Genomic DNA, 12,911 nt, shown 5'->3' with positions numbered 1-12,911 from the left:
CTACATGATCCAGTTCACCACTGAACAAGCCTACCTTTGGCTCAATAGTTTCATATGGCCTTTCTTTAGGCTATTAGGGCTAGTTGCCACAGCGCCGCTGTTCAGTGAGTCGTCGGTTCCCAAAAAAGTAAAAATTGGCTTAGCAGCTCTCATAGCGATTGTCATTGCGCCCAGCTTGCCTGACATGCCAACACTGCCTACAGGCTCCTACCCTGCTTTGCTGCTAGGCATACAGCAAATCTTAATAGGTGTAGCCTTAGGCTTAATCATGCGTATTGTGTTTGCTGCTGTACAAACCGCTGGTGAGTTCATAGGCCTGCAAATGGGCTTGTCCTTTGCCTCATTTTTTGACCCCGCTACTGGTTCCAATACCGCTGTACTATCACGCTTTCTAAACCTAGTCGCTATGCTGGTTTTTTTGGCCCTAAACGGTCATCTGATTATGCTGCAAGTGCTGTTTAGAACCTTTGAGATCTTGCCCATACAACCAGGTAGCCTAAACAGTAACGGCTGGGGGGTGCTTTTAGAGTGGAGTGCCCAGCTCATGATTAGCGGGCTACTACTCGCCCTGCCTCTGATTATCGTGTTGCTGACAATTAACTTAGCATTTGGGATTTTGAACCGTACTGCACAGCAACTTACTGTATTTGCTGTGGGCTTCCCCATTAGCTTGTTAGTAGGGTTATCACTGTTAACCGTGGTAGTCCCACAAATCACGCCTTTCTTAATGCGCTTTTTTGACTCTGGTTACAGCGCCATGCTGCGTATGGCCAGAGGCTTGGCCGGCTTGTAAGCGCTATTGATCAATAGCCACTCTTCTTTTGCTGTTGCTGACGTAGCCGTCGCACCTCCCCCCAAGTCGCCAACCCCAATTGAGACGCTTTACGCAAAGCAATCAGCAGTAGCTCTGCTGTGACCATAGCATCACCCAATGCGTTATGACGCTCTATGCCTTGCAACGCAAAGTGCTCCACCCAATCATCCAGACTATGCTGTGCACTGGCTTTATCAGGAAATAGCGCTGGCAAATACTCAGCTACATTCAGGCTCTGCGGCTCATATGGCCACTGCAGCACAGACTCAAATGCCTGCTGCAATAACAAGGCATCAAACCCCGCATGAAAGCCCACCCATACGCTCTGCTGCCCATGCTCACAGAGCGCCTGCAATACTTCTGCCGTGTTATCACCCTGCTGTAGCGCACTAGGCGACAACCCATGAATTAACATCGCATCTGCCTGCACCGTACCTGTATGTTGCAGCACGTGATAAAAAGCCTCGCCGTAGCACAACGATTGCTCTACTACCGCTATAGCCCCTACCGACAAAATGCGGTTATTTTTGAGCTGCAAGCCATCAGACTCTAGATCCAACACAAAATACCGTGTACCTAGCAAAGGTTGCTCCCACGGGCTTAGCCACGGCAGCGCAACATCTGGCGTTGCTTCTGCCTTTTTCAAATAGCGCTGTAAAAACTGTTTGATACGTGTAGTAGTCATTTTTCTAGTGCTTCACGCAAAGGCATAATCTGCCGTAATGCTTCACGGAACAGTCGCTTTTCTAAAGGCGTGAGCCTAGTGGACTCATCTGGCTCCAATTCGTTTTTCAGTTCTTGCTGATGCTTAAGTAGATGCAAATAATTAAAGGCTTGCCGCAACGCATGTGCCGATGCCAGGGGTATCACCTGATGCTGCACCAAACAACTGAGCCGTTTTAAGGTGTTGGTATCGCTACAGCCGAGTTCTAACGCCAGCACACGTACTGCTTGTGTGAGTACACGCAAACCTTGTTTACGAAAATCCTGATCTGCCACCACAAACTGTTTACTTTCCAAAAAACGCTGCAACTGCTCTGCCGAGGGCAATCTATAGCGCAACACCGTTTTCTTCAATCGTCGTAGCGCATCCCCATGCTCTTGCAATCGTTGCAACCACTGGCTATGCCATTGCCCCCAAGCCAAACCACTGCCCCACACACAACGCTGATCCAACAACGATTGCTGCGTGGATAAAGCCCTGGCAGAGCCAGACTCTAGCCATGTTGTCATGTGTTGCTGCCATCCTTGCACAGACTGACAATATTCTGGAAGGCTCGCCAATTTCTCGCTTTGGCATAGCTGCATGCCACACAGTTGTAATACCTCTACCACCTGCGCCGCTAACGGCAACAATTTTTGCTGTTTCTCTACATCCTGCGCGGTATCCTCTGCCTCAAATACGATGCCACTTTGTTGCTTGCTAAATAGCCATTGTTCCCCTCTAGCACCCGCACCAAACACTACCCAATCAAAAGGAAAATCAACAGCAGGATGATCTGGTAAGCACAATGCAATCGCCCTGCTAATACAGTGATCGCGTAGCCCACAAATGAGCTCCATGAGTTGTATGGCATCGGCACCATGGGCTTGCATCGTCGTCAGCACCGGTTGCACGTTGCGATAAACAGCCGCTAACTCATCTACCGTTGCTGCATGATATAGCCTGCGCGATACGCTGACTAAATCTACCCGCTGCAACGCAAACACATCACGCTCAGACAACACCCCGTACAATCGGCCGTTCTCGATGATGCACACGTGGCCTATACGGTGTTTGGCCATAAGCAGCGCCACATCAAACACCGTAGCATCTAGCCCTAACGCAATCAGTTGAGCACTCATCACCTGCGATACGGGCTGCTCTAAGCTGCCCCCTTGCGCTACGATTCTACGCAAATCACGTAAGGTAAAAATACCCGCTGGATGATCATCACCCATGATCACAATGCTACTAATGCCCTGCTCATGCATGTGTCGCACTACTTCTCGTAGCGACAATTCTGGAGTACAGGTAATGGGTTCGCGGGACAACAATGTATCCAGTGGTGCATTGAGGTTCACGCCTACTGCATTACGCTCATAAGCACTGGTGCGCGTTTGCTCGTACAGTTGCCCAAATAAACTGCTCACACCCTTAAAAACAAAATGACGCAAGCTTTCAGACTGATGCAACACCTGCAGAAAATCGGTTTTATCTATCTGCACACAGAACACATCTTCTGCTGCCACATACAAACGGCTAGTAGGCCTTTCCCCCATCAGCGCACCTAGAGGAAAGCAGTCAGCCACCCCTAGCATCCCTATCACCTGTTTTTCTAAACATTGCCCAGTAGCATCATGCTCTACACTGGCGATACGCACCATCCCCTGGCGCACTATCCACAACCGCTCACACATGCCTTGTGCAGGCGATGCAATCACATCGCCTTGCGCATAAAACACCAGTTGCCCACGCTTTAACAACTGCAGCATTTCATCTGCCGACAAGCTGCTAAAAGGAGGATACTGCTTGAAAAGCTGTATAAGCGATTGCAGCCCTTGGCGCACGGCCTCTTGGCCAGTGCTCAGTACAGCAGAGGGCTTGGATACAAAGAGAGAACACATAGCGTAATCTGCCTAGGGAGTAAACGTGGAAGTCATGGGCTATCCACCTAGTCTTACCCTAGCATAAAAGCTATTATTTCACGATGAACCTAAAGTCGTAGAAGCACAGTAGGCCAACAAAAAAGCACGCCTATTCTGCGTGCTTTTTTCTGTGTGTATGACGAGTTTACTAGCTGGTTGAACGGCGCAGTATCTGGCGTAATACCTGATCTGGGCCGAACTCTAACCATAAGTCACGTTCCATATAAATCGCATCAGGTACCAACGCACGGCTAGAGTGCCATACTTGTATAGAACCACCATCAGGTTGAGGATACACCGTCACCGGCGCAGCCCCTAACCCCAAACGTGCATCAGCTACCGTGGTAACGCCAGGTTCTAACCATGCCGTATTACTGTTATACGCATTACCTGTGCTGTAACAAGCTGCCAGCATCAGAGTTAACGCCACTAAAGATGCACGCCACAACGATTTCACGTTTTAGAACTCCACCCAATCATCGTCACTGTTTTGCGATTTTTTGCTACCGCTTAAATCAGGACGCAACAATGTCATATCGTTAGCGGCGGCACTACTGCTTTTCTTAGGCAAGCTAGAGGTAGCACTGCTGTGTGCTGCCGCTGCACTGCTAGCTGTACGAGCAGAAGTTAGCTGTTTACCTGCAGTACCAGTTGCTGCTGCAGAACGGTGTTCGGTATTGGTCTGTACCTTTCTAGCCTGCTTTGCGCGCACTTGGCGAGCCGCAATATCAATCACTTCGGACTCAGGCAATCTGAAGCTGGTCACGGCATCTTGCACATGCTTGAGCTCTGCATTCAAGGTAGTAGCGGCTCTGGCTGTTTGCTCTACCAAGCGTGAGTTGTATTGTGTGGCCTCATCCATTTGGCCCACTGCACGGTTGATCTGGTCAATACCGGACGACTGCTCAATCGTCGCTGCCGTGATTTCACCCATGATGTCAGTCACGCGTTTCACGGAATCGACGATTTCCTGCATGGTAGCGCCAGCGCGCTCTACCTGACCCGAGCCTTCGCTTACTTTGGATACGGAGTCATCAATCAATGCCGTAATTTCACGAGCAGCCTGCGCACTACGTTGAGCCAACGCACGCACTTCAGAAGCCACTACCGCAAAACCTCTACCTTGTTCGCCAGCACGCGCTGCTTCTACCGCCGCATTCAGCGCCAAGATGTTCGTTTGGAAAGCAATGCTATCAATCACACCAACGATGTCGGCAATTTTGCTGGAACTCGCAGAAATACCTTGCATGGTAGCAACCACTTCACCCACCGCTTTACCACCGCGTTGCGCCACATCAGACGCTGTAGCAGCCAGTTGGTTTGCTTGGTGAGCATTATCGGCATTCTGACGTACAGTACCTGCTAGTTGCCCCATGCTGGCGGCTGTTTGTTGCAAAGCTGCAGCTTGATCACTGGTGCGATCACTCAGATTACGGTTGCCATCAGCGATATCTATAGAACCAGCACTGATCTCATCCATACCGTTGCGTACCGCACTCACCATACGAATTAGCGCATCTTGCAATTTACGCAGGGCCGAAAACATACTGCCCATTTCGTTATTTGTTTTCACCACTACGCGTTGGCTCAGATCGCCAGCAGCCATACTTTCAAAATGCTGCATAACTTGGTGCAAAGGACGAACCACGCGTACTGACAAGTACTGGTACATCAAAATAGCCAAAATGACGGTTAACACGCCAAAGCCAATAGACCAGTACAAACTAACCTGGTACAAGCTTTCCGCTTGCTGCAAATGTGTTTTCAAGGCCGATGCGTTCATGCTACCACTCGCCAAATGCTGTAAGGCAGCCAGACTTTGTGCATGAAAATACAGCCCCAGTACGGCAATCAGTAATGCCGACAAGAACAACCCTGCCAGCAAAACGGTAGCACCCGTTTTGATTTTAATATGTTTGAATAACATCTGCTTTTACCCAGTTTAGATAGTCAACTGCCCACTACGAACCAAAATTCTGACGAAAATGATCGCTTAGCCTGCCCTCATTGCCAGCAAACTTGCACCTTGGATTTTCTTGAATGCCAATACAGAGGCTTCCAACGCTGCACTACGCTGCTCCAACTGCGAAGACGCTGTGTAGTAATCCAGATCTTCAATGCGAATCAGCTCTTTGCTTAAGTGCAAAGCTTGCAACGTACCGTTGTCATTCAATGCAGCGATTTCATTCATGCGTCCGCCCACGGAGGCACGTACCGTCAGAATATTGTCGTAGTTGATGTCCAAACGCTGCATAGCGCCGTTTAGCTGATTACGAAGGGCTGCCTGAGCCACTGGATCACCCGATGAAGGTTGCTCTAACACATTAATCAGGTCGCTCAGTGTGTTGAACAGGTTTACATCCGTTTTGGCGTAATCACCACGCGCCGTAGCCGTAGCTCGTTCTACGCTAAAGCTATCACCAGCAGCGGGCTTACCTGCGAAGAAAATGCTGATGCCCGAATCATCATTGCCAGCAGGCAGATTGATGATGGTTTCGCCTTTTTCATTGACCGTGTAGGCCTGCGCTGGGGACACCACAGTAGAAATAGAACCATCTGCCTCAAGGTAGTTAGCTTCCACTTCATAGGTATTGCTATCAATGAATCGCACTTCAAAACTCATCATGTTTTGAGCAGCTTGCGGATTCACAATGCTTGGTTGAGCAATAACCCCAGTACCACCATTGCTAGAAGCAGCACCAGTAATAAAAGAGTTTGCACCAGGGGTCACACGTGAAAATACGTCTACACCGTGATTGCTAGTTGGTAGCTGACGGGTTTGGTCCACTTGTACCAAACGCTCTATCTCGTCACCATGATACGTAACAGAAGTACCGTCATACACATACGGCGCTACGTTACCTTGGCTGCCAGAAAATAGGTATTGGCCTGCCGCATCTTTGCTATTTGCCAAGCCCAACAGCGATTCCATGCTATCGCGCAAAACGTTTGCCAGTGTGGAGCGGTCGGCATCCGATAAGGTGCCATTACCAACTTCCACCAAACGAGTTTTAACGTCACGAACCTGTGAGGTTAAGGAGTTCAGAATATTTTCTTCTTCGCTCAGCATGCGAGTAGCCACATGGCGGTTTTCTGCAAAGCGTTTATTCATGCTTTGCGCCTGAGCCAAGGTAATACTTTGTGCAGCAGCCAGCGGGTCATCCGCGGGTGACAATGAACGTTTCCCACTGCCAATTTGCTGAAAGACTTCCATCAACTGTGACTGCTGACGGTTAACAGAATTCAAGCCCGTCTGAAAATACAGATTAGTACTGATACGCATGAGTGTTTTCCTGTTAAGACAGCGGGTTAGTTACGCAAACCCAGCAAAGTATCAAACATGTTCGAGCTCACCTCGATCATGCGGGAAGCAGCACGATATTGTTGTAAGAACTTATCCAAATTCAGGACTTCTTCGTCTTCGTTTACGCCAGAAATACGCTGTTGCGATGCATAGTTTTGTTGAATCAAGTTAGCTTGTGCTTTAGCAGCTGTTGCATTTTGCTGCGCTTGCACCGCTACTTTATTCACCAACTGGCCGTAAGCCTCGTTGAAGTTCAATGAGCCATTACCCAGCGTGCGTTGCTCTTGCAACTTGGCCAGTTTCAAGGCGATATCACCGTTAGCAGAACCCAATGGGTTACCATCAGCATCTTTACCTGCAGCAGCTACTTTTGCTGGATCATCCAACACCAGCTCTATACGTGCTGCGGCATCGCGAGTGGGTTGTACCAACCAACTGTCACCGTCTACTGCTGACGAGGCACCGTCAAACTTGAACTGCACACCATCAATTTCAAAGCCGTTTTCGGCTTCGGCTGGTGTGACTACTTTGGTCGGGCCATTAGGCAGCGTTTTCACGCTGTACTCACCGTTGCGGAACTCAATCTGGTAATCCGAACCGGTCAACTTATTCGCATCGGTTAACGAAATATTCAAATCAGGTGCAGGCGATACACTGCTTTTGTTGCTAGGGATAGGTTTGCCCAGTTCGATGCGGAAGAAATCACCACCTGCATTACCTGACAAGTCAAAACCTTCTGCATGCACGGCATTAATGGCGCTGGTAATACCTATGGCCAAACGACCTAAATAGTTTTGAGTGGCATCTAAAGACTCGCTGCGGTATCTCAATAAGCCGCCCAATTGGCCACCTTTGAAATTGCTATCCTGCAACTGTACAGTTTTGCCTACGCCATCTTCAAATGCAGCGGTGTAAGCCACTACAACCTTAGAAGGGTCACTATTAGAGGTTTGAGCTTGTAGAGGGAACACCTGGCTACCACCCAGCAACACTTGACCATTGTTCAAGGTCAAGTTAAATACGCCGTCTTGCTCAATCACTTTCACGTCTACCAACTGGTTCAGCTCCATTACCAGTTGCTCGCGCTGATCCAATAAGTCGTTAGGACTATGATCAGGTGTAGCCGCTTTGGCTGCCGTGATCTGTTGGTTCATGTCGTGAATACGTTCTACGTAACTATTGATCTGTGAAACCGTAGTACGCACTTGTGTATTAATGTTGTCGCGCTGTGCTTGCAATGAGCTTTGCGCATCATTGAACTGTGTGACCAAGCTTTGTGCTCTACCCAACAGTTCTTGTCTAGCATCTGGATCGCTAGGGCTGGATGCCACAGCATTCATGGCATCAAAGAAATTCTGAATAGCAGGACTAATACCCACAGTACGATCGCCAAACAGGTTGTTAACCTGGGAGATTTCGTTACCGTAAGTGATCAGCGACGCGCCAGCACTTTGTGACTGCACTAACTGGTTCCAGACAAAAGAGTCGTATGCACGTTGTACAGTAACCGCTTGTACGCCACGCCCCACATAGCCCGCCCCTATGTTCTGAGCGCCTGCTGTTTGGGACAACACCGTTTGACGGTTATAACCCTCAACTTTTGAGTTGCTGATGTTATGGCCGGTTATCTGAAGATTTTGCTGTGCATTTTGCAGAGCAGACAAACCGAGGCGGGATAAATTCATAACAAATTCCGTTTTTGAGAAAGCGCTGCCAACCAAGGCAACGCAAACACGATCAATGGAGTATTAACGGGCTACAACGGCTAATCTTTAGGGGAAATTAACGGCTTCCGGCATCAAAATATGCCATGATCTGTATCAGCTTTTGCGCATAGTTAGGATCGGTGGCATAGCCTGCATCTTGCACGCGCTGTGCCGCCTCTTGAGGCGTAGCAGCCTGCATGACTGACTCATAACGTGGACTGGTACTAATCAAACGCGCATAGTCAGCCAACGAGTCTTCATACGAGTCATAGGCACGGAACGGTTGTTTTACTTTTTTGTATTCACCATTCTCAAATTCGGTGGTCATAATGTGTGCCACCTTACCTGTCCAGCTCTTACCCGCCTTAATACCAAACAGGTTATGCGTGCTTTGACCATTCTCATGCAAGATTTCACGCTTACCCCAACCAGATTCCAGTGCGGCTTGGCTAAGCAGTAGCTTCATAGGTACGCCACTTTTCTCTGCCACAGCTTCAGCAGCAGCATGCATTTTTCCCACAAAGTTACGCACATGCTCGGGCGCACCTCGTACTGCGGAATACACCTGATCCAAGCTACCTTTAGCACTTAACTTACGGATTAACGCACTAATAGAAGGGGCATCTACATTCCGTGCCATGCCTTGATCTCTACTGGCTAAGCCTTGCTGCCAGGCAGTAGAGTCCGGTTGACCCATACCGGCTTCACCACCCTGCATCTGGCGTATCAATGCTTCTGCCAACCCTATACCAGGATTCGCCAATTGCAGGGATAACTGCTCATCACCCATGCTCTGTGTCATGCGTACTTGTTCGCTATCAAACAATCCATTACCACTGGCATTAGCGCGCGCCTGCTTGAGCAACTGCTGTATGAACAATGCCTCGAACTGCTGAGCAATTTTCTGTTGCTCTGCCGTACCCCCCTTATTCTCCTGAGCATTACGTTTCAACTGTGCCAATTGCTCGGCATCAAACATCGAAACAGGTTGTTCTGCACCCGAACCGGGGCGGGGGTAGTAATGGATACTCATAAGATCAAATTACCTCTAGGTCGGCACGCAAGGCACCTGCACTCTTCAGGTTTTGCAAAATGGAGAGCAATTCTTGAGGGGTAGCACCCAGCGCATTCAACGCACGTACCACATCAGCCAAGTTGGCACTGGTACTCACACGTTGCAACGCCCCGCCGTCAGATCGCATTTCTATGTCAGTACGATCGGTCACTACCGTTTGCCCTTCAGTAAATGGTGTATTAGGTTGACTCACTTCGGACTGCTTACTGATCACGATGGACAAATTGCCATAGGCGATGGCTGCTTCATCAATAGTCACCGTACGGTTCATCACCACCGTGCCAGTACGAGCATTCACCACCACACGAGCTCTTGCTGGCGGCAAGTGCACTTGCAAGTTTTCCACTTGCGACAAGAAATTCGCCTGCATATCAGGCCCTAATGGTGCCTGTACTTGAATCACACGCGCATTCAGTGCGGTAGCAATATTGCTGCCAAAATGCCTATTTAAGGCAGCCACCACGTTTTGTGCAGTACCAAAATCGGAGCTATTCAGCTCTAGTGAAATCAACCCATCACGAATATAGGTGGTAGGCACATCGCGTTCCACAATGGCGCCGCCAGGAATGATGCCGCCATTAAGTTGGTTCACCTGCACACTAGAGCCACCCGACTCAGCGCCTGCACCACCCACCAGCAAGTTACCCTGTGCCAAGGCGTACACTTGGCCGTTCGCACCTTTAAGTGGCGTCATCAACAAGGTACCGCCGCGCAAACTTTTGGCGTTACCCATAGAGGACACCACCACATCGACGGACTGTCCGGGTTGTGAGAACGCCGGTAGGCGCGCTGTTACCATCACAGCAGCCACGTTTTTCAGTTGCATGTTGCTACCTTGAGGAATAGTCACCCCCAATTGCGACAACATGTTCGTCAAACTCTGTTGAGTGAAAGGCGCTTGGCGCACTTGGTCACCACTGCCATCCAACCCCACCACCAAACCATAACCAATCAACTGGTTATCACGCACCCCTTGGATAGTGGCTAAATCTTTAATGCGGTCAGCCGCATGCACAGGCAATTGCAAGCCCAGCAACACGCCGGCCAACAATACGCGTAATACCGTCCGTATAGTCATCGTCATACCCATTGATCAGAACGGAGAAATATTCAGGAAAAAGCGCTGCAACCAACCCATGGTTTGCACCTCGTCCATCACCCCTTTGCTGCGGAACTCAATACGTGCATCAGCCACTTGAGTGGAGCTGACCGTATTGCTGCCCGAAATGGAGCGTGGATCTACCACCCCCGAAAAGCGCATATATTCGCTGCCTCGGTTGATGGCGATTTGTTTTTCACCGGCAATCTGCAGGTTGCCATTAGGCAAGACGCCAATCACGGTAGTCGTCAACGTGCCAGAGAACATGTTGTCTGCACGGCTGCTACCGGTACCATTGGCTTGGTTTTTGCCTTCCACTTCAAAGTTTTGTCTAGCCCCTAGTTCGCTAGGCAAAATTGAAGGATCAGCACCAAAATTCAAACCACCGCTGGAGTTACGGTTGGTACTGGTGGAAACGTTTTTCGCCGCGTTCGTACGCTCTTGTATGACGATAGTCACAATATCGCCCACGTTACGCGGTCTACGATCTTCAAACAGCGGATAGTTACCGTAAGCGCTTGGCTGGTAAATAGAACCATTAGCCACCACTTCCGGCAAGATTTGTGCTGGCGGTTGCGCTGTCAACGGCCCTGTTACCACAGGCTCAGGAGGCACCAGAGCGCAGCCTTGGATCAGCATTACGGCTCCTACTAAAGCCCCCAGCAGACTACGCATCATCACTTTCATTACTACCACGCTGTTATCCATCAACCGTTTACAGTTGCGTCAAACGCGCCAACATCTGATCCGATGTGGACACGGCTTTACTGTTCATTTCGTAGGAACGCTGAGCAATAATCATGTTGACCAGCTCTTCAGCCACGTTCACGTTAGACGTTTCGGTGTAATGCTGACGCACAATACCCGCACCATCTAAACCTGGTTGCTGGAAGTTAGCCGCACCGGAAGAGTCGGTTTCTACGTACAGGTTCTCACCCATGCTTTGCAGACCACCGGGGTTAGCAAATGTTGTCAGCTGCAACTGCCCTACCTCAACGCTGGTACCCACTGCACCTGGCTGAGTCACAGACACTGTACCGTCACGACCAATGCTAATTTCCAAGGCGTTATCAGGGATGTTGATGGGCGGCTGAATGGGGTAACCACCTGCCGTAGTCAACTGACCGTTTTGGTCCATCTGCAATGTGCCAGCGCGTGTGTAGGCAAAAGTACCGTCAGGCATTTCCACCTGCAAGAAACCACGGCCCTCAATCGCCACATCCATCGTGCCACCGGTGTGGCGCAAATCGCCTTGCGTATGAATACGCTCTGTAGATACGGTGCGCACACCTGTACCCAACTGCAAACCAGTAGGCAATTGATTGGCTGCCCCTACTTGAGCACCAGGCTGACGAATGGTTTGGTACATCAAGTCTTCAAAGACGGCACGGCCGCGTTTGAAACCGGCTGTATTCACGTTAGCCAAGTTGTTGGAAATCACATCCATACCAGTCTGTTGTGCTTCCAGACCTGTCTTGGCAATCCAAAGAGATCTAATCATTTGTATTCCTTCACATGCAACGCGTGCATGACTTAACCGTTCATAGACAGAATGGAATTAGCCCGTTCTGCGTTGGTGTTGGCGTCTTGCAGCACTTTCATCTGCATTTCAAAACGTCTAGCGTTGTTGATCATGCCCACCATGGCTTCTGCCGCGCTGACGTTACTTTTTTCCACAAAGCCTGAAACCACTTTCACGCTTTCATCCATAGGCTGTGCTTGGCCGGTAGTAGTACGGAACAGACCGTCATCACTACGTTGCAAGGTTTGTGGATCGGGATTAACCAGTTTTAACTGACCCAAAACCTGTATATCCCTAGGATTATCTCCAGCCCCTAATGCCGTGATCTGACCATCAGACGAAAAAGTCAGTACCGCACGATCAGGAATTTCAATGGGTGCCCCGTCGGCAGACAATACAAATTGCCCGCGTTGGTTCACCAACATATTGTCTTGATCTATAGAGAAGTCACCCGCACGGGTATAGGCTTCGCCCTCCGGCGTTTGCACAGCAAACCAGCCTTGATCGGCAATTGCCACATCCAGTGGGTTGCCCGTTTCGCTTAGCGGGCCAGCCTGCATGCGGCTGCCTGGTGTCACCGTGACGGTAGACACACGCGTAGGCAAACCAGGAGTGCCCTGTATGGGCACTGCTCGTTGCAACGCCAACTGCTCTCTGAAGCCTGAGGTATTGATGTTGGCCAAGTTGTTGCTCAGCGAAGACTGCTGTTCTAGCAGGCGCTGCGCACCATTCATAGCGGTGTAGATAATCCTATCCATGACTC

Annotated in this window: 12 protein-coding genes; 1 reads left to right on the top strand and 11 read right to left on the bottom strand. The window is 49.8% G+C overall.

Annotation, left to right across the window (positions count from 1 at the left end):
- Positions 1–4: 4 nt before the first annotated feature.
- Positions 5–793, top strand: coding sequence for a flagellar biosynthetic protein FliR (gene fliR / locus AC3QL0_RS05470; RefSeq protein ID WP_493010428.1), 789 nt, complete (start codon positions 5–7; stop codon positions 791–793).
- 10 nt (positions 794–803) lie between these two features.
- On the opposite strand, the gene AC3QL0_RS05465 is transcribed toward fliR, so the two are convergent.
- The 11 genes from AC3QL0_RS05465 to flgF all read right to left on the bottom strand — a co-directional run bounded on the left by AC3QL0_RS05465 (position 804) and on the right by flgF (position 12,906).
- Positions 804–1,499, bottom strand: coding sequence for a 3'-5' exonuclease (locus AC3QL0_RS05465; RefSeq protein WP_493010427.1), 696 nt, complete (start codon positions 1,497–1,499; stop codon positions 804–806).
- Positions 1,496–3,421: a DUF294 nucleotidyltransferase-like domain-containing protein gene (locus tag AC3QL0_RS05460; protein ID WP_493010426.1), complete on the bottom strand. Its 1,926-nt coding sequence runs from the start codon at positions 3,419–3,421 to the stop codon at positions 1,496–1,498. The genes AC3QL0_RS05465 and AC3QL0_RS05460 overlap by 4 nt, the downstream gene beginning before the upstream one ends.
- Positions 3,422–3,590: 169 nt before the next feature.
- On the bottom strand, positions 3,591–3,899 hold the full coding sequence (locus AC3QL0_RS05455; RefSeq protein WP_135862063.1) for a hypothetical protein: 309 nt from the start codon (positions 3,897–3,899) through the stop codon (positions 3,591–3,593).
- A gap of 3 nt (positions 3,900–3,902) precedes the next feature.
- On the bottom strand, positions 3,903–5,369 hold the full coding sequence (locus tag AC3QL0_RS05450) for a methyl-accepting chemotaxis protein (protein ID WP_493010425.1): 1,467 nt from the start codon (positions 5,367–5,369) through the stop codon (positions 3,903–3,905).
- A gap of 66 nt (positions 5,370–5,435) precedes the next feature.
- Positions 5,436–6,725 (bottom strand): flagellar hook-associated protein FlgL, encoded by a 1,290-nt coding sequence (gene flgL, locus AC3QL0_RS05445; protein WP_493010424.1) that lies wholly within the window; start codon positions 6,723–6,725, stop codon positions 5,436–5,438.
- Positions 6,726–6,751: 26 nt separating this feature from the next.
- Complete coding sequence (gene flgK / locus AC3QL0_RS05440) at positions 6,752–8,431, bottom strand: flagellar hook-associated protein FlgK (protein ID WP_493010423.1); 1,680 nt, start codon at positions 8,429–8,431, stop codon at positions 6,752–6,754.
- 97 nt (positions 8,432–8,528) lie between these two features.
- A complete protein-coding gene (flgJ, locus tag AC3QL0_RS05435) occupies positions 8,529–9,485 on the bottom strand; it encodes a flagellar assembly peptidoglycan hydrolase FlgJ (RefSeq protein ID WP_493010422.1) in 957 nt (318 codons plus the stop codon).
- A 4-nt stretch (positions 9,486–9,489) separates the two neighbouring features.
- Positions 9,490–10,605, bottom strand: coding sequence for a flagellar basal body P-ring protein FlgI (locus AC3QL0_RS05430; protein ID WP_493010421.1), 1,116 nt, complete (start codon positions 10,603–10,605; stop codon positions 9,490–9,492).
- A gap of 15 nt (positions 10,606–10,620) precedes the next feature.
- Entirely contained in the window at positions 10,621–11,304 is a 684-nt protein-coding gene (locus AC3QL0_RS05425; protein ID WP_493010945.1) for a flagellar basal body L-ring protein FlgH, read from the bottom strand.
- 37 nt (positions 11,305–11,341) lie between these two features.
- Entirely contained in the window at positions 11,342–12,127 is a 786-nt protein-coding gene (gene flgG / locus AC3QL0_RS05420) for a flagellar basal-body rod protein FlgG (RefSeq protein WP_135862075.1), read from the bottom strand.
- A gap of 32 nt (positions 12,128–12,159) precedes the next feature.
- Positions 12,160–12,906: a flagellar basal-body rod protein FlgF gene (gene flgF, locus AC3QL0_RS05415; protein ID WP_493010420.1), complete on the bottom strand. Its 747-nt coding sequence runs from the start codon at positions 12,904–12,906 to the stop codon at positions 12,160–12,162.
- Between the last annotated feature and the right edge of the window lie 5 nt (positions 12,907–12,911).

It is taken from the genome of Paenalcaligenes sp. GW821-LYS-B07-1 (genome assembly GCF_058803365.1).
This window is presented reverse-complemented; position numbering and strand designations above follow the sequence as displayed.